Annotated in this window: 16 protein-coding genes; 3 read left to right on the top strand and 13 right to left on the bottom strand. The window is 72.9% G+C overall.

The annotated features are described in order from the left end of the window. Nucleotides 1-40: 40 nt before the first annotated feature. Entirely contained in the window at nt 41-1,216 is a 1,176-nt protein-coding gene (locus BA062_RS21060; RefSeq protein ID WP_110339346.1) for a winged helix DNA-binding domain-containing protein, read from the bottom strand. A 49-nt stretch (nt 1,217-1,265) separates the two neighbouring features. Between BA062_RS21060 and BA062_RS21055 the strand changes: the two genes are divergently transcribed. Beyond that, a complete protein-coding gene (locus BA062_RS21055) occupies nt 1,266-1,910 on the top strand; it encodes a LysE family translocator (protein WP_110339344.1) in 645 nt (214 codons plus the stop codon). Between the two features lie 82 nt (nt 1,911-1,992). Here BA062_RS21055 and BA062_RS21050 read toward each other — a convergent pair whose 3' ends face one another. From BA062_RS21050 to BA062_RS21040, 3 genes are all read right to left on the bottom strand, one after another. Continuing rightward, the gene (locus BA062_RS21050) at nt 1,993-6,438 is read right to left on the bottom strand and encodes a coiled-coil domain-containing protein (RefSeq protein WP_110339342.1); all 4,446 of its coding nucleotides are present in this window, start codon (nt 6,436-6,438) and stop codon (nt 1,993-1,995) included. A 182-nt stretch (nt 6,439-6,620) separates the two neighbouring features. Then, entirely contained in the window at nt 6,621-7,412 is a 792-nt protein-coding gene (locus BA062_RS21045) for a hypothetical protein (protein ID WP_110339340.1), read from the bottom strand. Then, nucleotides 7,409-8,875, bottom strand: coding sequence for a hypothetical protein (locus BA062_RS21040; RefSeq protein ID WP_245959944.1), 1,467 nt, complete (start codon nt 8,873-8,875; stop codon nt 7,409-7,411). Before BA062_RS21040 ends, BA062_RS21045 begins: the two co-directional genes overlap by 4 nt. A gap of 110 nt (nt 8,876-8,985) precedes the next feature. Here BA062_RS21040 and BA062_RS21035 point away from each other — a divergent pair, with 110 nt between their 5' ends. Then, a complete protein-coding gene (locus BA062_RS21035; RefSeq protein ID WP_110339338.1) occupies nt 8,986-9,423 on the top strand; it encodes a PPOX class F420-dependent oxidoreductase in 438 nt (145 codons plus the stop codon). 63 nt (nt 9,424-9,486) lie between these two features. On the opposite strand, the gene BA062_RS21030 is transcribed toward BA062_RS21035, so the two are convergent. From BA062_RS21030 to BA062_RS21005, 6 genes are all read right to left on the bottom strand, one after another. Further along, the gene (locus BA062_RS21030) at nt 9,487-10,491 is read right to left on the bottom strand and encodes a glucosyl-3-phosphoglycerate synthase (protein WP_245959926.1); all 1,005 of its coding nucleotides are present in this window, start codon (nt 10,489-10,491) and stop codon (nt 9,487-9,489) included. 163 nt (nt 10,492-10,654) lie between these two features. Further along, the gene (gene whiA / locus BA062_RS21025) at nt 10,655-11,641 is read right to left on the bottom strand and encodes a DNA-binding protein WhiA (RefSeq protein WP_110339334.1); all 987 of its coding nucleotides are present in this window, start codon (nt 11,639-11,641) and stop codon (nt 10,655-10,657) included. Continuing rightward, nucleotides 11,641-12,606 carry a gluconeogenesis factor YvcK family protein gene (locus BA062_RS21020; RefSeq protein ID WP_110339674.1) on the bottom strand — a complete coding sequence of 322 codons (966 nt, stop codon included), beginning with the start codon at nt 12,604-12,606 and terminating at the stop codon, nt 11,641-11,643. Before BA062_RS21020 ends, whiA begins: the two co-directional genes overlap by 1 nt. A gap of 8 nt (nt 12,607-12,614) precedes the next feature. Next, nucleotides 12,615-13,472, bottom strand: a complete 858-nt coding sequence (gene rapZ / locus BA062_RS21015) for an RNase adapter RapZ (RefSeq protein ID WP_110339672.1) — start codon at nt 13,470-13,472, stop codon at nt 12,615-12,617. A gap of 22 nt (nt 13,473-13,494) precedes the next feature. After that, complete coding sequence (uvrC, locus tag BA062_RS21010) at nt 13,495-15,471, bottom strand: excinuclease ABC subunit UvrC (RefSeq protein ID WP_110339332.1); 1,977 nt, start codon at nt 15,469-15,471, stop codon at nt 13,495-13,497. A gap of 44 nt (nt 15,472-15,515) precedes the next feature. Next, nucleotides 15,516-16,193 (bottom strand): HAD family hydrolase, encoded by a 678-nt coding sequence (locus BA062_RS21005; protein ID WP_110339330.1) that lies wholly within the window; start codon nt 16,191-16,193, stop codon nt 15,516-15,518. Nucleotides 16,194-16,265: 72 nt separating this feature from the next. Here BA062_RS21005 and BA062_RS21000 point away from each other — a divergent pair, with 72 nt between their 5' ends. After that, the gene (locus BA062_RS21000) at nt 16,266-17,045 is read left to right on the top strand and encodes an exodeoxyribonuclease III (RefSeq protein WP_110339328.1); all 780 of its coding nucleotides are present in this window, start codon (nt 16,266-16,268) and stop codon (nt 17,043-17,045) included. Nucleotides 17,046-17,113: 68 nt separating this feature from the next. Here the strand turns inward: BA062_RS21000 and BA062_RS20995 are convergent, their stop codons facing one another. From BA062_RS20995 to BA062_RS20985, 3 genes are read right to left on the bottom strand one after another with little or no spacing between them, the layout of a single operon-like run. Next, the gene (locus BA062_RS20995) at nt 17,114-17,509 is read right to left on the bottom strand and encodes a PH domain-containing protein (protein ID WP_210406953.1); all 396 of its coding nucleotides are present in this window, start codon (nt 17,507-17,509) and stop codon (nt 17,114-17,116) included. A 59-nt stretch (nt 17,510-17,568) separates the two neighbouring features. Further along, nucleotides 17,569-18,078 carry a 6,7-dimethyl-8-ribityllumazine synthase gene (gene ribH / locus BA062_RS20990; protein WP_110339324.1) on the bottom strand — a complete coding sequence of 170 codons (510 nt, stop codon included), beginning with the start codon at nt 18,076-18,078 and terminating at the stop codon, nt 17,569-17,571. Beyond that, nucleotides 18,075-19,367 carry a bifunctional 3,4-dihydroxy-2-butanone-4-phosphate synthase/GTP cyclohydrolase II gene (locus BA062_RS20985; RefSeq protein WP_110339322.1) on the bottom strand — a complete coding sequence of 431 codons (1,293 nt, stop codon included), beginning with the start codon at nt 19,365-19,367 and terminating at the stop codon, nt 18,075-18,077. Before BA062_RS20985 ends, ribH begins: the two co-directional genes overlap by 4 nt. Nucleotide 19,368 lies beyond the last annotated feature (1 nt).

The following is a 19,368-nucleotide window of genomic DNA, read 5'->3' as shown; positions in this document are numbered from 1 at the left end:
GAGCGAGACGTCCCCCACCTCGAAGCATTCAGGGAATCGATCAAGAAGACAGCTCCTTCTCGACCGGTGTGCGGAACCTGGGGACCACCACGGTGTCGCCGAGCCACGCCGTCAGCCGGGCCGCCTCGGCCTCGATCGCGGCGGCCGCCTCGGTGCCGGGGTCCTCCAGCAGCCGGACCACGACCTCGCCGTCCGGGCGTTGTGCCCAGCCGCCGACGACCCGCCCGTCGCTCCACACCGTGGGCCCGATGTTGCCGGTGCGGTCGAACAGCGCCGCCCGATGCGCGCCGACGAACCAGCCGCGCTCGGCCCAGCCCATCGCAGTGGGGTCGAGCGCGGGCAGCAGCGCGACCCACGGCTCCGGTTCCGGGACCGGGTCGGCGTCCCCGGCCAGCACGACGCCGGGAATGCCGTCCATCTCGACGGCGACGGTGCCGAGTGCGGCCAGCGCCTGCCTGGCCTGGCGCGCGGTCCAGCCCGTCCACCACACCAGGTCGCTCACCTGCGCGGGCCCGAACGTCCCGAGCCAGCGTCGCGCCAGCTCCACCCGCGCCGTGTCGGGGTCGAGGTCACCGAGCCCGCCGGGCAGCCACTTGTCCGCGGGCGCCCACTCGTACTGCGTCGACAGCCACGTGCCGCGCGGGCGGCCGCGCACGATCCGCCCGCTCACCGCGAGCAGGACCAGCACGCGGTTGGTGATGTACCCGCGCGACTCGTACGGCTTGCCGCGCGCCATGACGATCTCCGTGCGCAGCCTCGGCACGTCCTCGGCCAGCTGCGTGGCGTGCGCGGTGCCCCGCGCCTCGAGCGCCCGCACGGTGGCGTCCTCGACGTCGCGCAGCCACCGGTCGAGGCCGGGGATGCCGGTCTGCTCGAGGTGCTGCAGCAGCAGTCGCCGCTGTTTGCGCTCGATGTCGACGGCGCAGCCGGACTGCACCAGCGGCGCCACATCGGCGGGCACGACGAACATCGTGCGCCGCATCCCCAGCATCCGCACCAGCGAGCGCCGTTCGTAGAGCGCGTCCTCGACCGCGCCCACCTCCGGCCGCGCCATCCGCGCTGCCGCCGCGAGGTACACGCTCGCCGGGTCGGTCGCATGCAGGGCGAGCAGGCTCTCGGCGACGTCCTCGGGGCTGCTCGCGCGGGCCGGGGGCGCGAGCCGGTGCCGCACCCCCAGGCGCGCCCGCCGCTCGGCGACGCTCACGTTCCGGGTCACAACTTTTTTCCTACCACCGGCTCCCGACAATCGCCGTAGGCTCGGCGGCATGGTCTCCGCGAGCCAGCTGGCCGCCTTCGCCGCACTCACGTTCGTCATGGTCGTCGTCCCCGGGCCGAGCGTGTTGTTCACCATCAGCCGGGCGCTCACGGTCGGGCGCCGCGACGCGCTGCTGACCGTGCTCGGCAACGCCGCCGGCGTGTACGCGCAGGTCGTGGCCGTGGCCTTCGGGCTGGGCACGCTCGTGGAGCGCTCGGCGACGGTGTTCACGATCGTCAAGCTCGCCGGTGCCGCCTACCTGGTGTACCTGGGCGTGCAGGCGTGGCGGCACCGCCGCTCACTGGCCGACGTGTTCAGCGCCGGAATCGAGGCCACGCGGGGACGCACCCTGCGGGTGCTGCACGACGGGTTCGTGGTGGGCTTCCTCAACCCCAAGTCGATCGTGTTCCTGGCGGCCGTGCTGCCGCAGTTCGTGAACCAGCAGGCCGGGTCGGTGCCCCTGCAGATCCTGGTGCTGGGCGTCCTGCTGCCGGTGATCGCGGTGCTGTCGGACAGCGCGTGGGCGTTCGTCGCGGGCACGGCACGCGACTGGTTCGCCCGTTCGCCGCGCAGACTGGAGCTGGTCGGCGGCGCGGGCGGCCTCACGATGATCGGCCTCGGCGCCACCCTCGCCTTCACCGGCCGCAAGGACTGACCCCGGCTGTCCCCCAAGGCCACCTTTGTTGCGTTGAGTGCAACAAAGGTGGCCTTGGGGGACAGTTAGCGCACCTGTGTGGTCAGGCGGTGGCCGCGGGCTTCGCGTAGAGGCGGGTCGCCGAGAGGCGGGCCACGCCGTCCGGCTCCGCCAGCTCGTCGAGCTGCTGCCGCAGCGTCGCCTCCACGGACAGGTACTTGCGGCCAGCCCGCAGGTCGGCGTCGTTGCGCAGGCGGATGATCAACGGGAACTCGCTGAGCGCCCCGGCGTCGAACAGCCCCGTCGTGTAGATCAGCTGCACGCCGAGCGCCTTCGCCACCGCCCGCTGCAGCTCCAGCAGGTAGCCCGCCGAGGCGCGGCCGATCGGGTTGTCGAGGAACAGCACCCCCGAGTGCGGGTTGCGCATCTTGCCGCGGTTGTTGGCCCGCAGTGCCGCGAGCGTGCAGTAGAGGATGATCGCCGCGGTGAGCTGCTGACCACCCGAGAAGACGTCCCGGATCTCCGACACCCGCTGCCGCTCGGTCCGCAGCACCGAGTCCGGCTTGAGCATGTCGACGCGGTAGCCCTTCGGCACCGCGGCCTGCACACCGCGCAGCAGCAGGGACATCCCGTCCCGCTTGACGTCCCTGCCGTCGCTGGTCTTGCCCGCCGCGGCCTCGTCCACCACGTCGCCGAGCCGCTCGGCGAGCTCCGTGCCCTCCAGCTCCGTGAAGCGGATCCGCAGGAACTCCTGACCCGACCAGTCGCCGAGCCCGTCCGGCAGGCGGGACACCCGCTGCGCGGAACGCAGGGTGCGCAACGCGCCCTCGACCATGCTCTGCAACCGCGTGATGATCCCGGAGCGGTGCCGGTCGATCTGGGCGAGGTCGTCGGTCAGCGTGCGCAGCCGGGGCCGCAGCGCCTGCGCCCACTCCTCCGCGTGCTGCGGCAGGTTGTCCCGGCGCACGGAGATCACCTGCTGGCGCACCGGCGTGGTGAGCTTCTCGAACCGCTTCTCGGTCGCGTACTGCGCGAGCGTGTCGGCGGCCGCGCGCACGCGCTTCTCCGACTCGTCGACGGTCTCCTGTGCCCGCGTGAGGCTCGCGCTGAGCTCGCTGTAGCGGGCCCGCGCGGTGTCCACGTCGGCGTCGTAGACCTGGTCCGGCTCCCCGGAGGGCAGGTACGGGGCGAGCGATTCGGCGAGCAGCCGGAACCCGGACGCCGACTGGCGCGCCGAGTCCAGCGACGCCTGCGCGGCGGCCCGCTGCTCGCGCAGCTCCTCCCACGTACGGGCGGCGGCGGAGACCTCGGCGGCCGCGGCGTCGATCAGCTCCCGGCCGTGCTCGACGGCGCGGGGCTTGTCGAAGGAGTCGAGCGGCCCCTGCTGCCTGGGCAGCTGGTCGAGCTCGGCCCTGCGCGTGGCGAGCAGGCCAATCACCTCGGCGCGCTCGTCCTCCAGCGCCGACACGGTCCGTGCGGTCCTGGCCTGCGCCGCGGCCCTCGTGGAGGCGTCGGAGCCGTCCGGGGTCTCCAGCAGCTCCCCGGCCAGTGCCCGCACGGCCTCGGGCAGGTTCTCCAGCGCGGCCCTCGCCGAGGACTCCGCGCTCTCGGCCTGTTCCAGCTCAGCGCGCAGGTCGCTGCCCACCTCGACCTTCGCGTACGCCTCCGCCGCGGAGGCGAAGGCCCGGCGCAGCGCGTCCACCGGCTCCGAGGGCGCGGTGTCCGCTTCGGACACCGAGCCGCCGCCGGGCACCTCGGCGAGCTCCGCCCTCGCGGTGCTCGCGGTCCTGCGGTGGCCGTCGGCGGTGCGCTGGTGCTCCGCGGCACGTTCGCGCAGCCGTGCGGCCTTGGCGCCCGCCTCCAGCGCACTCGCCTCGGCGCGGTCGGCGATCTCCCGCGCGTGCGCCGCCTCTTCGGTCCACTGTGGAATGCGGGCGGCCCGGCCAGCGAGGTCCTCCAGCCGCCGGGCCTTCTCCTCAGCCTCCCGCAGGGTGGCGCGCAGAGCCGGAACGCGCTCGCGCGCGGTGTCGCGTGTGGACGTCAGCCGCTCCAGCCGCGCCTCGGCCTCGGCGACGGCCGCGTCCGCGGCGTCGCGCGCGGTGACGGCCGCCTGCGCCTGCTCCGCGAGCACGGCGATGCTGCCGGGCGGGTAGTCCTCGCGCCACGTGGTGAGCTTCCACGACAGCGCGGCGTCCGCGCCGATCGACTCCTCCAGCCGCGCGAGCCGCCGGTGCCGCTCGGCCTGCCTGCGCGCGATGGCCTCGCGCTCGCTGTCGGCGGCCTCCTCGTCGTACATCGCGGGGTTGGGCGGCACGAGGAACTCCACGCCCGGCGCGGCGTCCAGGTCCGCGTCCGCGAGCGAGGCCGTGACGCCGACCGCGATCGCGGCGCTCGGCAGCAGCCGCTGCTCGGCCAGCACCTCCCGCGCTCTCGGCAGGTGCGCGGCGTCGTTCAGCAGCACGCCCGACACCAGGTGTGGCGCGCGGCGCAGGGCCTCCGCCCGGCGCTCGGAGTCTAGTTTGGACAGATAGCGCCAGCCGGACCACGCCGTGATGCCCGCCGCCTCCAGTGCGTCGAGCGCGGCCTGCACCTCCTGCGGCGGTGGCAGCAGGCCGCCCGAACCGAGCGCGCCCAGCGCGCGCTCGTCGAGCGACTCCTCGATGCGCAGCGCGGTCTGCTCGTTCTCCGCGGTGCCGCGGGCCTCGCGCAGCCGGTCCAGCAGCGCCGGGGTGTCGGTCTCCAGCGCGACGTCGCCGGTGCCGAGCAGTTCCCCGAGCCGGGCCTCGGCGGCGAGGCTGTCGGTGCGCCGGTGCGCGCGCTCCAGCTCCTCGGCGGTGCGCTCCGCGCGGTCGCGGGCCGACCCGGCCGTGCGGTGGGCCTCGTTGACGGCGGACTGCGCGGCGCCGAACTCCTCGGCGACCCGCTCCAGCTCGGCCTCCCTGCGCGCGAGCTCCGCCGCGGCGGTCTCGGCGGCGGCGCTCGCGATCCTGGCCGCGTCGCCGACGTCGGCCCCCGAGGCCAGCAGTCCGTCCCTGCTCGCGCGGGCGATCTCGGCGCGCACCTCCTCGATGCGGGCGGTGAGCCCGTCGGCCTCGGCCCGCCGGTTGGCGGCCGTGCCGGTCGCCTCGTCCCGGTCGGCCTGCGCCTGCTCGGCCTCGGCTCGCGCCGCCTCGGCGGCGCTCTCGGCCTCGTCGGCCTGCGCCTGCGCCTCGCGCGCGAGCCCCAGCAGTCCCCTGGCGAGCGCGAGCGCGGCGGCGTTCTTGGCCTCCAGCGCAGGCTGGGCCTTCTGCTCGCGGGTGCCCACGAGCTCGCGGATGTCGCGGGCCCTGCGCGTGGCGTTGAGGTGGGTGAGCACGGTGCTGGTCTCGCGCCACGCCTCGGCGAGGGTCTTCGCCTCGGCCAGCTCGGCGTCGACGCGCTCCTTGCTCGCCTGCGCCTCGTCGAGCAGCAGGCTCGCGACCGTGCGGCGCAACTCGGTGACCACGGCGGAGAGGCGGCGATGGTCGCCCTCGGCGAGCTTCTCGGCGTCGGCGACCTCCTCGACGTGCGCCTCCAGGCCCGCGAGCCGCTCGTTCTCGATCCGGTCCCGCGCGGCGATCCGCCCGGCGAGCGTCTCCAGCTCGCCGCGCGCGGACGCGGCGAGCTTGCGGGACGCGGCGGCGAGCCGTTCCTCGTCGGTCAGCGGGGTGAGCAGGTCCAGCGCCCCTGCCACGAAGTCGCGTTCGGACATGAGGTCGCCGCGCTGGGCGAGGTTGTGCGCGTAGGTGGCCACCACCTCGGCGAGATCCTTCGGCTCGTCCTCGGTCACCACGGCCCGCAGGAGGAACTCGACGAACGCCTCGTCGGTGTTGAACGCGAACGCGTCGGCGGCCTCACCCTCGCCCGCGTTCATCGCCCGCTGGTAGCGGAACAGCTCGGTGTCGAGGCCCAGCAGGTCGAGCCGCTCGGTCCACTCGTGGTGCCTGCGCGTCCAGAACAGTTCCAGCTCGGGCACCTCGGCGTGGAGCTCGCCGAGCCGGTCGTGGAAGCCGGACATCGTGAGCAGCCTGCCGTCCTCCGTCAGCGGCAGCGTGTCGAGGCCGACGGAGGTGCTGGGCCGGAAGCAGTACCAGGAGTCGATGAGGTTCGCCGGGTCGGACGAGGCGACGTGCCCGCGCCACTCCGACGCCTTGCCGGTGATCACGCGCTCGCCGGTCTCGGTGTGCTGCCATTCGAGCACCACGTGGGCGACGTCCTTGGCACCGACGAACTTCTCCAGCACGCGCGTGTTGGTGGTCCCCACCACCTGCCGCCTGCCCGGCAACATCACGGAGAAGATCAGCTTGATCAGCACCGACTTGCCGCCGCCGTTCTCCAGGAACAGCACGCTGGCGGGCGACGGCCTGCGCGGCAGGCCCTGCTCGGCGCTGTGGATGCCCGCGCCGAAGAGCGCGTCCTGCTTCGGGGCGGTGATCACCTCGCCGACGCCGCTGAGGTCCAGCAGCACGTCCTGGTAGCGGGCACCGCTCGGCCCCACGGAGTGCAGCCGCACCCGCGACAGCTCGTACATGCGTTCTTCCCCCTACCTTCGGCGACCCTGCGCGCGACACGATCGCGTCGCCGGGGCTCCGCCCTGCCGCCTTCGTCCTGTGTGACCGTCCGGTCGCCCCGCCGCCACGATCGCGGGGCCTTCGGCCGTAGCGCGCTCGGTGGCCCGCTCGGGTGCCGCCTGGTCCCTCATCCCTCTCGTCCCTACAGCGTGTCGGAAGCGGTGGCCCGCAGGCTGCCCTCGCCGCCGGGCACCGACACGACTCCCAGTGTCAGCAGCTCGTCGAACGCGGCGTCGGCGGCCAGCTCGCGCACCTGCACCTGGTAGCGCGGCGTGGTGCGGTAGGTGCCGCCCTGCTCGCCGCTCACCTGTACCAGGAACCCGTGCTCGGACAGGAACCGTAGCGCCCTCGCCACCATCCCGCGCGTGGTGTCCGAGGCGAGCCTGCCGTCCTTGGTCGCGGCGGCGGCCGGCCTGCGCGCATACGCCCGCCACGCCTGCTCCAGCTCGGGCGCGTCGGCGAGCGGGTCCTTGTTGCCGCCGGCCCGCTCGTCGAGGATCCGGCACGCCTCGCGGACCACGCCGTCGACCTGTTCCACGCTCACGCGGCCGATGTAGGTGTCGTTGGCGAGGTCGTCGGGCCTCGGGTAGCCGAGCGCGGCCGTGGCGAGGTGGATCAGCCCGTGCAGCACCTTCTCGGTGTCACGCCGCTCGCGGATCTTGCTCTGCCGCGCGTAGGTGTCCATCTTGATCTCGAAGATCGACTCGTCGGTGGCGGCCAGCACCGCGCCCGCCTGCGTGCTGACCTCCAGCACCATGAGCCCGAGCCCCGCGGCGACCGCGTGCGTGAGCTGTTTGAAGGCACTGTCCTCGCCGTAGCGGCGCACCAGCTCGCCGTACACCACGTCACGGCCGGGCAGCAGCTTCGGCCGCATGCCGAACGACACCAGCCGCGCCGCGGCCTCCGCGTCCGCCGACGAATGTCCTGTGCTCACGCCACCTCCTCCGTTTCGGTGCCGTCCCTGCCGTCGACCCCGGCGGACATGAGCAGGAGGTCCGCACCACCGAACTCGGGATCGTCCAGCATCGTGCCGTCGTCGAACGCGAGCAGCACCCGCCGCTCCCCCTGCCTGATCGCGGCGCCCACCTCGGGACCGTAGGCGTGCAGTGCCCGCAGGGCCACCAGCCGCGCCACGCCCGCGTCGGTCTCCCGCGCCTCGGCGAGCAGCCCGGAGAGCCTGCGCGGCACCTCGGGCAGGTCGAGCAGCTCGTCGGCGAGGCGCCACTGCTCGTCGCTGTAGCTGTCGGTCACCTCGGCCGGCGCCAGCTCGGGTTCCGGGACCTCGCCGACGAGCTGTTCCCGTTCGGGCGCGGGCCGCAGGAGCAGCGACACCAGTGACGGCAGCGACGGCAGCGCGGGCACCGCGATGCCCGTGGCGGCGTGGAAGAACGCCTGCGTCGGGGCGACCGCGTCGGCCAGAGGCAGCTCCAGCGTCGGCGTGAGCAGCTGCCCGAACACGTCGATCGCGGCGCGCTGTGGCGGGCCGGAGAACTGCTGGCGGTCCTGCTCTGCCCGGAACACCGCGCCCGCGGCCTGCAGGCGCGACTGGAGCTGGGTGTGCCTGCGGATGCAGTCGCCGACGATCTCGACGAGCTCCGCCGCGCGCCGTTTGTGGCCTGGGTCCTCGGCCTCGTCGCGGGCGGCGGTGATGTTCTTGAGGATCGCGGTCTCGGCGCGGAACCGGGACTCGATGTGCGACAGCGCCGAGTCCAGCAGCTCCGGCACCTCGCGCTCCCAGTCGACCGACCGCACGTCGCGGCGGGTGGCGTCGAGCCTGGCGCGCAGGGTCTCGCCGTACTGCACGGTGCGGTAGCGCGCCTGCTCGGCGGCCAGCTTGGCGTCGGCGAGCCTGCCCCTGGTGATCAGGTTCTCCAGCTTCACCTCGGCGGCGATCTGCGCGGACTCCACATCGGTGTCCAGCGCGCCGACGAGCACGTTGATCGCCTCGTCCGTGGCCCGCAGGTACACCTCGCCGTCCGGGGCGGCCAGCTCGACGAGGAGCTTGAAGTCGAACGCGCGGCGCCGGTACCGCCCGTCGGCGTCGACCGAGCCGTAGACGCGCCGGAAGCCGCGGTCGGTGGTGCCGACGTTGATCAGGTTGTCCAGGACCCAGCGCGCGACGCGGGTGTGCTCGCCCGCGCCCCTGCCGGGCGCCTGCGCCGCGATGAACGGCAGCAGCCGGTTGACCACCTGCTGGTGGTCGGCCCCGGTGTCGAAGTCCATGGCGATGGTGACCTGGTCGATCGTGTGCAAGCCGATCTCGGCCATCTGGTAGACCGTCGCGTCGGCCCAGTCCAGCTTCGCCTTGCGCGCGTCGAGGTCGTGCAGGGGCGCGGTGCACGCGAGCGCCTTGAGCCTGCGGGCCAGCCCCTCGTCGGGATCCCCCAGCCCGGCCATGTCGTCAACACGCACAGCGCCAAAGACTAGGTGAGCCACGCGGAGCGTGTCCTCTTGGGCGGTGGTGGGAGACGGGCGGGCCCGCCTGCGCGGGAGGTAGCTTGCAGCTCATGCGCGAGATGACGAGAGACGAGTGGTGGAAGTTCGCGGGCTCCGGCACGCTCACCGGCAAGCTGGGCGTGGTGCGGGCCGACGGCTCCCCGCACGTCACGCCGATCTGGTTCGTGCTCAACGAGGGACCCGACGGCGACGAGCTGATCTTCAACACGGGCGCCGGCACGGTGAAGGGCAAGGCGCTGCGCCGGGACCCGCGCATCTCGGTGACCGTCGACGACCAGCGGCCGCCGTACCACTTCGTCCAGTTCACGGCCGAGGCGCGGATCTCGGAGGACCTCGACGAGATGCTCCCGTGGTCGACGATGATCGGCGGCCGGTACATGGGTGAGGATCAGGCGGAGGCGTTCGGCAAGCGCAACGCCGTCGAGGGCGAGCTCCTGGTCCGCGCGAAGATCACCAGGGTGATCGCCATCGCCGACATGGCCGACTGACCGCCCCCCAAGGCCACCTTTGTTGCGTTGAACGCAACAAAGGTGGCCTTGGGGGCAGTCGGGCTACGCCGATTCGCGGAGGGGTTCCCTCTGGCGGAAGGTGGAGAGCGGCGGGCGCTGGGTGAGCGCCAGGTCGGTGAGCACCAGTTCCCGCTCGACGCCGTGAGTGGGCTCGCCGCGCTGGAACTGGGCGAGCAGCGTGCTCGGGGACTCGGCCGACACGAGCCGCCCGTGCGCCTTCAGCCGGTCCATGATCGTCAGCATGATCTGGCCCGACATCCGCCCCAGCGCCTGCGTGCCCTGGTGCCGGTGGGTCCGGGTCCCGAGGTCCACCTGCGCGAGCGCGTCGAGGCCCCGCCACTCCACCAGGTCGATCAGGTGACCCACCTCGACGCCGTAGTGCGTCACGAACGGGATGCGCTCCAGCACCTCGCGCCTGCCCGCGTACTCGCCCGCGAGCGGCTGCACGAAACCCGCCAGCTGCGGCCAGTACATGTTCAGCAGCGGCCGCGCCACGAGCTCCGTGACGCGCCCGCCGCCGTCGGCGTCGGTGTGCCCGGCGCCGACGAGCGGCCGGTGGTAGAAGCCCTTCACGTAGTCCACGCCCCGGTCGGCGAGCAACGGGCCCAGCAGCCCGATGACGTACCCAGCCGTGAAGTCGTAGAGGTCGCCGTCGACGAACACCACGAGGTCGCCGGTGGTGGCCGCGAGGCCCTTCCACAGCGCCTCCCCCTTGCCGCGCAGGCCCGGCAGGGGGTACAGCACGGCGTCCTGCGCCACCACGGTCGCCCCGGCCGCGGCGGCGACCTCGGCCGTGGCGTCGGTGGAGTGCGAGTCGACCACCAGCACCTCGTCCACCAGCGGATGCTCGTCGACGAGCGCGGTGCGGATGGTCCGCACGATCTCGCCCACGGTCTCCTGCTCGTCCCTGGCCGGGATCACGACGCTCACGGTGCGCCCGCGCTTGGCGGCCACCAGCTCGGCCGCCGTCCAGTCGTCGGCGCGAGCGGAGCGCCGGCGCAGCCAGGTGCCGATCGCCGCCGGTACGGCGTTCTCGGCGGTGTCCACCCCAGTCCCTGTCGCGTGCACGAGGGCCCCTTTCCTCGAACCGGCTGTGCTGCCGTGATCGAGAGTTGGCCCGCCGCGTTTCGAGCCGGGGCGCGCGCGGGAAACCGCTGGGTTACGAGTTCGGCGGAGTGCCGGGCCCACGTAACGGGCCGCGTTCACACCCCTACGCCTCTTCCTCCAGCATGTCCGGCGTGACCGCCGACTCGGTGTCGGGGATGCCCAGCTCGCCCGCGCGCTTGTCGGCCATCGCCAGCAGCCGCCGGATGCGGCCCGCGACGGCGTCCTTCGTCATCGGCGGGTCGGAGAGCTGCCCGAGCTCCTCCAGCGACGCCTGCCGGTTGGTCAGCCGCAGCTTGCCGGCGGCGAGCAGGTGGTCCGGCGCGGTGTCGCCGAGGATCTCCATCGCCCGCTCGACCCTCGCGGCCGCGGCCACGGCGGCGCGGGCGGAGCGGCGCAGGTTCGCGTCGTCGAAGTTGGCGAGCCGGTTGGCGGTGGCGCGCACCTCACGGCGCATCCGGCGCTCCTCCCACGCCAGCACGCTCTCGTGGGCGCCGAGCCGGGTGAGCAGCGCGCCGATCGCGTCGCCGTCGCGCACCACCACGCGGTCGGCGCCTCGCACCTCCCGCGACTTCGCCTGGATGCCGAGCCTGCGCGCGGCGCCGACGAGCGCGAGCGCCGCCTCGGGGCCGGGGCAGGTCACCTCGAGCGACGACGACCGGCCCGGCTCGGTCAGCGAACCGTGCGCGAGGAACGCGCCCCGCCACGCGGCCTCCGCGTCGGCGATGCCGCCGGAGACCACGGCGGCCGGCAGCCCGCGCACCGGGCGCCCACGCTGGTCGATGAGCCCGGTCTGCCTGGCGAGACCCTCGCCGTCCTTCACCACCCGCACGACGTAGCGCGTCCCCTTGCGCAACCCGCCGGAGGTGATCATGTGCACGTCGGCCTGGTGGCCGTACAGGTCGTAGATCTCCTTGCGCAGCCGCCTTGCGACCGAGCCGGTGTCCAGCTCGGCCTCCACGACCACCCTGCCCGCGACGATGTGCAGACCGCCCGCGAACCGCAGCATCGAGGCGACCTCGGAGCGGCGCGGGGCGGTCTTGGTGATCTCCAGCCTGCTCAGTTCGTCCTTGACCGCAGCCGTCATGGCCATTACTGCCCCTCCCTCTCGCTCTCGGTCAGACCGAGAGCCTCTCGCACACAGCCAGCCAGGGCATCCGGATCATGGCGTCCCACCACGCTCGGGTCAGCCACCGACGCCAGATGCGCACGCCCGCCCAGCGCGGCCGCGGCGCCGCGGAGGCGCGCCGGCGTCGGCACGGAGTCACGGTCGGCGATCACCGCGTCGACCCGCAGCCGGGGAGCGTGTTCGAAGAGTACGTCCAAGTGCCGTTCGGGTGAGAAGCCAGCCGTCTCTCCCGGCTGCGGAACGAGGTTGAGTATGACGATCTTGGTGGCGGGGGTGCGCACGAGGGCGTCGTGCAGCTCGGGCACCAGCAGGTGCGGCAGCACGCTCGTGAACCACGAGCCGGGGCCGAGGAACACCGCGTCGGCGCCCAGCACGGCCTCGACCGCCTCCGGGCACGCCGCGGGCGGTTTGCCCGGCCTGCCCGCGGTGTGCAGGGTGATGCGCCGGACCTGACCGGGGGTGCTCGCGACGGCGACCTGGCCGCGGATGCGGCTGACCTCGCCGCCGGGTTCCAGGCCGGTGACCTCGGCCTCGATGTCGAGCGCGTCGGCCGACATCGGCAGCACCCGGCCCGACAGCCCGAGCAGCCTGCCCGCCTCGTCGAGCCCCGCGACGGGGTCGCCGAGCACCTCGAACAGCCCCGCCAGCAGGAGGTTGCCCACCGCGTGCCCGGTGAGCGCGCCGGTGCCGCCGAAGCGGTGCTGGAACACCTGCGCCCACAGCGCGCCGCCGTCCTCGGCCTCCGACAGCGCCGCCAGCGCCTGCCGCAGGTCGCCCGGCGGCAGCAGGCCCAGCTCGCGGCGCAACCGTCCCGACGAGCCCCCGTCGTCGGCGACGGTGACCACGGCGGTGACGTCCGTCGTGATGCGGCGCAACGCCGTCAGCGTCGCGTGCAGTCCGTGCCCACCACCGAGTGCGACGGCCCGCATGCCCGAGCTCACTCCCTGCCCAGGTCCCGGTGCACCACCTTCACGGCCATGCCATCCTCTTTGGACAGACGGGCGGCGAGCTCCTCGGAAATGGCGACGCTGCGGTGCTTTCCGCCCGTGCAGCCCACGGCGAGCGTCAGGTACCGCTTGCCCTCGCGCTTGTAGCCGGCGCCGATCAGCCGCAGCAGCTCGTGGTAGCGGTCGAGGAACTCCTCGGCGCCTTCCTGCGTGAGCACGTAGTTGCGCACGTCGCCGTCGAGCCCGCTGTGGTCGCGCAGTTCGGGGATCCAGAACGGGTTGGGCAGGAAGCGCACGTCCATCACGAGGTCGGAGTCCATCGGCAGACCGTACTTGTAGCCGAAGGACAGCACCGTGACCCGCGTCTGGCTGCTGGCCTCGGTACCGAACGCGTCCTCGATCTTCGCGCGCAGGTCGTGCACCGACAGCGCGGACGTGTCGAGCAGCAGGTCGGCCTCCTCGCGCAGGGGGGCCAGCAGGGCGCGCTCGGCGGCGATGCCGTCGATCAGCCTGCCGTCACCCTGCATCGGGTGTCCCCGGCGGACCTGCTCGAAGCGCCGGATCAGCACCGCGTCGGTCGCCTCGAGGAACAGCACCCTCGGCTTGTAGCCGCGCGCGTCGAGGTCCTTGATCACGGACGCGAGATCGTCGGTGAACGCCCGCGAGCGCACGTCCATCACCACGGCCACCTTGGTGATCGCGCCCCGCGCCTGCGCGCCGAGCTCCACCATGGTGGAGATCAGCTCCGGCGGCAGGTTGTCCACCACGAACCAGCCGAGATCCTCGAGGCACTTGGCCGCGGTACTGCGGCCGGCGCCGGACAGGCCGCTCACCACGGCGACCTCGATGCCCGAGGTCCTGGCTTCTTCGTCAGTCACGTCCGTGACTCCCCTCGTTCTTCACTGTTGCCCCCTCCGCGAGCGCGGCGTGCACGACCTCCGCCGTGCGCCTGCCGAACCCGGGCACGCCCGCGATGTCGTCCACACTGGCCTGCCTCAGTCTCTTGACGGAGCCGAAGTGCTTGATCAGCGCGGCCTTGCGCGCCTGACCGAGCCCCGGGACCCCGTCCAGTGCCGAGGCCTGCACGCGCTTCGACCGCTTCTCGCGGTGGTACCGGATGGCGAAGCGGTGCGCCTCGTCGCGTACCCGCTGGAGAAGGTACAGCGCGTCGGACGTCCTCGGGAGGATGACCGGATCCGGGTCGGCGGGCAGCCACACCTCCTCGAGGCGCTTGGCGAGCCCGACCACGGCGACGTCGGTGATCCCGAGCTCGGCGAGCACGTCGGCGGCGGCGGTCGCCTGCGGGCCCGCGCCGTCGACGACGAGCAGGTTCGGCGGGTAGGCGAACTTGCGCGGCCTGCCCGTCTCCGGGTCGATGCCGGGCGTGCTCTCGGGCTGTTCCTGCTCGCCGCTCTCCCCGGTCTCCTTGAGGTAGCGGGCGAACCGGCGCCGCACGACCTCCGCGATCGCGGCGACGTCGCCCTCGGTGGCGGCCTCGCGCAGCGCGAACCGGCGGTACTCGGACTTGCGGGGCACGCCGTCCTCGAACACCACGAGCGACGCCACGACGTCGCTGCCGGCGATGTGGCTGATGTCGACGCACTCGATGCGCAGCGGCGCCGTGTCGAGCCCGAGGTTCTCCTGCAGCTCCGACAACGCCGCCGAACGGGCGGTGAGGTCGCCGGACCTGCGCAGCTTGTGCTGGGCGAACGCCTCCTGCGCGTTGCGGGCCACGGTCTCGGCCAGCGCCCGCTTGTCGCCCCGCTGCGGAACGCGCAGCTGCACGCGGGCGCCGCGCAGCCCGCTCAGCCACTCGGCGAGCGCGTCGGCGTCGGCGGGCAGCTCCGGCACCAGCACCTCGCGCGGCACCACCGCGCCGCCGCCGTTCGGCGTGTCCTCCGCCAGCTCGGCCTGCTCGGCGTAGAACTGGCTGAGGAACTGCTCCACCAGCGCGGGGACGTCCATCTCCTCGACCTTGTCGATCACCCAGCCGCGCTGGCCGCGCACCCGGCCTCCCCGCACGTGGAACACCTGCACGGCGGCTTCCAGCTCGTCGTGGGCGAACGCGATCACGTCGGCGTCCGTGCCGTCGCCGAACACCACGGCCTGCTTCTCCATCGCTCTGCGCAGCGCGCCGAGGTCGTCGCGAAGGCGCGCGGCGCGCTCGAACTCGAGCGACTCCGCCGCCTGAGCCATCTCCTTCTCCAGCCTGCGGATCATGGTGTCGGTGCGGCCGGCGAGAAAATCACAGAAGTCCTCGACGATGTCGCGGTGCTCCTCTGCGGTCACCCGGCCGACGCACGGCGCCGAGCACTTGTCGATGTAGCCGAGCAGGCAGGGCCTGCCGATCTGGCCGTGCCTGCGGAACACGCCGTTGGAGCAGGTCCGCGCGGGGAACACGCGCAGCAGCAGGTCGAGCGTCTCGCGGATCGCCCAGGCGTGGGCGTACGGGCCGAAGTAGCGCACGCCCTTCTTGCGCGGGCCCCGGTAGACGTGCAGGCGCGGGAACTCCTCGTGCAGCGTGACCGCCAGCACGGGGTAGGACTTGTCGTCGCGGTAGCGGACGTTGAACCGCGGGTCGAACTCCTTGATCCAGTTGTACTCCAGCTGCAGCGCCTCGACCTCGGTGGACACGACGGTCCACTCGACGCTCGCCGCGGTGGTGACCATCTGCCGGGTGCGGGGGTGCAGGCCGGCGAGGTCGGCGAAGTAGGAGTTCAGCCTGCTGCGCAGGCTCTTGGCCTTGCCGACGTAGATGACCCGCCTGGTGGCGTCGCGGAACTTGTAGACGCCGGGGGCGTCCGGGATGCTGCCGGGCGAGGGCCGGTAGGTCGAGGGGTCAGCCACGCTTCAAGCCTATGGCGAGCCTCCGACATCCCGCCGGGGCCCCGTTAGAGCGCGAGCAGCCCGGCCACGACCTCGTCGACCCGCTCGGCCACCACGTGCGGGCGCTCGACCACCTCGGGCAGGCGGCCCTCCAGCCGCGTGGCGAACCCGGCGAGCAGGCCCGCGCGCACCGCGCCGTGGGTGTCCCACGAGTGCACGGCCACGAGCGCGGTCGCCTCCGGCCGCGAGCCGGCCCGCCCGCACGCCCACTCGTAGACCTTCGCGGGTGGTTTGAACGAATGGATCGCCTCGGCCGACAGGACCTCCCTGAACTTGTGCCGGATCCCATGTCTGTCCGCAATGGACTCCAGGACCGCGGCGGAGCCGTGCGTGAAGCCGTAGGCGGGCACCCCGGCGCCGGCCAGCAGGTCGAAGGCGGGCTCGGCGTCGGGCTGCAGCGGCAGCTCGGCGAACCCGTCCAGGATGTGGGTGAGCCACGCGTCGCTGAGGGTGTAGCCGGTGGTGGCGGCCAGCTGAGCCCGCGCGACCTCGCGGAACGGCGGCGCCTCCCCTGCGAGGGTGAACGCCATGCCGTCGCGCAGCGTGCGGGCGAAGAACAGCTCCAGCTCGTGGCCGGGTCTGCCCGCTTCCAGGAACCGTTCCCGCAGCGGGTCGAGGCGCACGAGCGTCTCGAACACGTCGAACAGGACCACCTCGGGCTTCCTCGCCGTCGCGCGCGCCATGATCCCAGGGTACGGCCCAGGGCCATGCTGTATAGGTCGTTATACGCAGAACATGTGTGCGAAGGTTGCCGCATGCGGATCGCCACGTGGAACGTCAACTCGGTCACCGCTCGCCTGCCCCGGCTGCTCGGCTGGCTGTCGTCCGCGCAGCCCGACGTGCTGTGCGTGCAGGAGCTGAAGTGCACCGACGAGGCGTTCCCCCGGGCCGAGATCGCCGAGCTCGGCTACGACGTCGCGTGCCACGGCACGGGCCGGTGGAACGGCGTCGCGATCCTGTCGAAGGCGGGCCTTGACGACGTCACCCGCGGGCTCACCGACCAGCCGGCGTACGAGGACGTCACCGAGCCCAGGGCGATCGGTGCCACGTGCGGCGGGGTGCGCGTGTGGTCGGTGTACGTGCCCAACGGACGCGAGCCCGGCCACGCGCACTACGCCTACAAGCTGCGCTGGCTGGAGGCCCTGCAGGCGACGGTGCTCGCCGAGTCCGGCGCCGGCCGCCCGTTCGCGGTGCTCGGCGACTTCAACATCGCGCCCACCGACGAGGACGTCTGGGACATCTCGTTGTTCACCGAGTCGACGCACGTCACCGAGCCGGAGCGCAAGGCACTCGCGATGCTGCGGGAGACCGGGCTGACCGACGTGGTCCCGAGGGCGCTCAAGTACGACCGCCCGTACACCTACTGGGATTACCGGCAGCTCGCGTTCCCGAAGAACAACGGCATGCGCATCGACCTGGTCTACGCCAACCCGGCGTTCGCGGGCGCCGTGAGCGACGCCTACGTCGACCGCGAGGAACGCAAGGGCAAAGGCGCCAGCGACCACGCCCCGGTGGTCGTCGACCTCACCGTCTGACGAAACCGCCCCCAAGGCCACCTTTGTTGCGTTGAACGCAACAAAGGTGGCCTTGGGGGCACGTGGGCCTACTCGCCGCGGGCGGCTTTGTGGAGCTTGCGGAGTGCGCGCACGGCCTCGACGGCGCGGTCCCGGTCAACGGCCTGGACGGCGAGCACCGAGTAGTACTCGTCGTCCGGCAGCTCCAGGCGGGCGAACGAGGCGCCGTCGGGGAAGCTCACCGACAGCACGTCACCCCACGCGAAGCGGCGGCTCACCAGCACGTTGCGCACGTCGATGCCCTCGGCGTCGGCCTTCACCCTGGGCGCGGCGAACAGCAGCGACGCCCCCGCCAGCAGCACGCCGACGCCGATCATCGCGACCTGGTCGCTCACCTGGAAGATCACGCCCGTGTCCGAGCCGCGCAGCAGCACGGCGACCACCGTGAACACCACGAGCAGCAGCACGGCGAGCGCGCTGGCCATCCAGGCGGCCCGCCTCGGCCGGATCAGTACGGTCGTCTGTTCGGTCACGGTGCCACTACTCACCCGAAGCCTCGTTCCGTCCAGGGCTGGCGCAGGCCGCGCAGGACGTGCGCCGCGGTGAGCGCCGCGACCGTCGCCTCCCTGCCTTTGTCCTCCGCGGAACCGGGCAGCCCGGCCCGGTCCAGCGCCTGTTCCTCGGTGTCACACGTCAGCACGCCGTTGCCCACCGGGGTGCTCTCGTCGAGCGCCACCCGCGTCAGCCCGGCCGTCACCGCGTCGCACACGTAGTCGAAGTGGGGTGTGCCGCCCCTGATCACCACGCCGAGGGCCACCACGGCGTCGTGCCTGCGCGCGAGCTCCTGCGCCACCACGGGCAGCTCCACCGCGCCCGCCACGCGCACCACCGTCGGCTCGTCGGCGAGCTTCACCTCACCGGCCGTCTTGACCGCGTTCTCCAGCAGGCTGTCGGTGATCTTCGCGTGCCAGCGCGTCGCGACGATCGCGAGGCGCAGATTCTCGCACTCGGCCAGCTCCAGCCCGGCGTCGTCGGGCCGTCCCTCTCCGCTCACGCCTGTCCTCCACCGTTGCGGACGTCCGCGACCTCCGCACCGACCTCGTCGAAATGCTCCAGCTGCGACAGGTCGTGGCCCATCCGGTCGCGCTTGGTGCGCAGGTAGCGCAGGTTCTCCGGGTTCGGCGAGATCGGCAGCGGCACGCGGCCGGTGACCCGCAGCCCGTAGCCCTCGAGGCCGACCCGCTTGGCCGGGTTGTTGGTGAGCAGCCGCATCGAGCGCACGCCGAGGTCGCTCAGGATCTGCGCGCCGGTGCCGTAGTCGCGGGCGTCGGCGGGCACGCCGAGCGCGAGGTTGGCGTCCACGGTGTCCGCCCCGGCGTCCTGCAGCTGGTACGCCTGCAGCTTGTGCAGCAGGCCGATGCCCCTGCCCTCGTGCCCGCGGATGTAGAGCACGACACCCCTGCCCTCCCCGGCCACGGTCTCCAGCGCGGCCTGCAGCTGCGGACCGCAGTCGCAGCGCAGCGAGCCGAAGACGTCGCCGGTGAGGCATTCGGAGTGCACGCGCACGAGGATGTCCTCGCCGTCGCCGATGTCGCCGTAGACGAAGGCGACGTGCTCGATGCCGTCGAGCAGGCTGTCGTAGCCGATCGCGCGGAACGTGCCCGCCGCGAGCGGGATGCGGGCCTCGGCGACGCGCTCGACCTGCTTCTCCTTGCGCCTGCGGTAGGCGATCAGGTCGGCGATCGTGATCAGCCGCAGGTCGTGGTCGGCGGCGAACACCTCGAGCTCGTCGCGCCGGGCCATGTCGCCCTCGTTCTTCTGCGACACGATCTCGCAGAGCACGCCCGCGGGGGCGAGCCCGGCCATCCGCGCCAGGTCCACGGCGGCCTCGGTGTGCCCCGGCCTGCGCAGCACGCCGCCCTCCTTGGCGCGCAGCGGCACCACGTGGCCGGGCCTGCGGAAGTCGCCCGGCTGGGACTTCGGGTCCGCGAGCAGGCGGATCGTGTGGGCGCGGTCGGCGGCCGAGATGCCGGTGCTCACGCCCTCCGAGGCGTCGACGGTCACCGTGTACGCGGTGCCACGCATGTCCTGGTTCGTGTGGTACATCGGCGGCAGGTCGAGCCGGTCGCAGTCCTGCTCGGTGAGCGGCACGCACACGTAGCCGGAGGTGTAGCGGACCATGAAGGCCAGCAGCTCCGGCGTGGCCTTCTCGGCGGCGAAGATGAGGTCGCCCTCGTTTTCCCTGTCCTCGTCGTCGACCACGACGACCGGCCTGCCGTCGGCGATGTCCTGGATCGCCTGCTCGATCGTCTCGATGTCCAGCGAGGGACGGGCATCTGTCATG

The organism is Prauserella flavalba (genome assembly GCF_003202235.1).
Classification (GTDB): Bacteria; Actinomycetota; Actinomycetes; order Mycobacteriales; family Pseudonocardiaceae; genus Prauserella_A; species Prauserella_A flavalba.
This window is presented reverse-complemented; position numbering and strand designations above follow the sequence as displayed.

Excerpts from the sequence above, each read along its gene's own strand:
- BA062_RS21055 (WP_110339344.1), top strand. The coding sequence starts at position 1,266 with ATGGTCTCCGCGAGCCAGCTGGCCGCCTTCGCCGCACTCACGTTCGTC.
- BA062_RS21050 (WP_110339342.1), bottom strand. The coding sequence starts at position 6,438 with ATGTACGAGCTGTCGCGGGTGCGGCTGCACTCCGTGGGGCCGAGCGGT.
- BA062_RS21040 (WP_245959944.1), bottom strand. The coding sequence starts at position 8,875 with ATGGCCGGGCTGGGGGATCCCGACGAGGGGCTGGCCCGCAGGCTCAAG.
- BA062_RS21035 (WP_110339338.1), top strand. The coding sequence starts at position 8,986 with ATGCGCGAGATGACGAGAGACGAGTGGTGGAAGTTCGCGGGCTCCGGC.
- whiA (WP_110339334.1), bottom strand. The coding sequence starts at position 11,641 with ATGGCCATGACGGCTGCGGTCAAGGACGAACTGAGCAGGCTGGAGATC.
- BA062_RS21020 (WP_110339674.1), bottom strand. The coding sequence starts at position 12,606 with ATGCGGGCCGTCGCACTCGGTGGTGGGCACGGACTGCACGCGACGCTG.
- BA062_RS21005 (WP_110339330.1), bottom strand. The coding sequence starts at position 16,193 with ATGGCGCGCGCGACGGCGAGGAAGCCCGAGGTGGTCCTGTTCGACGTG.
- BA062_RS21000 (WP_110339328.1), top strand. The coding sequence starts at position 16,266 with ATGCGGATCGCCACGTGGAACGTCAACTCGGTCACCGCTCGCCTGCCC.
- BA062_RS20995 (WP_210406953.1), bottom strand. The coding sequence starts at position 17,509 with ATGGCCAGCGCGCTCGCCGTGCTGCTGCTCGTGGTGTTCACGGTGGTC.
- BA062_RS20985 (WP_110339322.1), bottom strand. The coding sequence starts at position 19,367 with ATGACAGATGCCCGTCCCTCGCTGGACATCGAGACGATCGAGCAGGCG.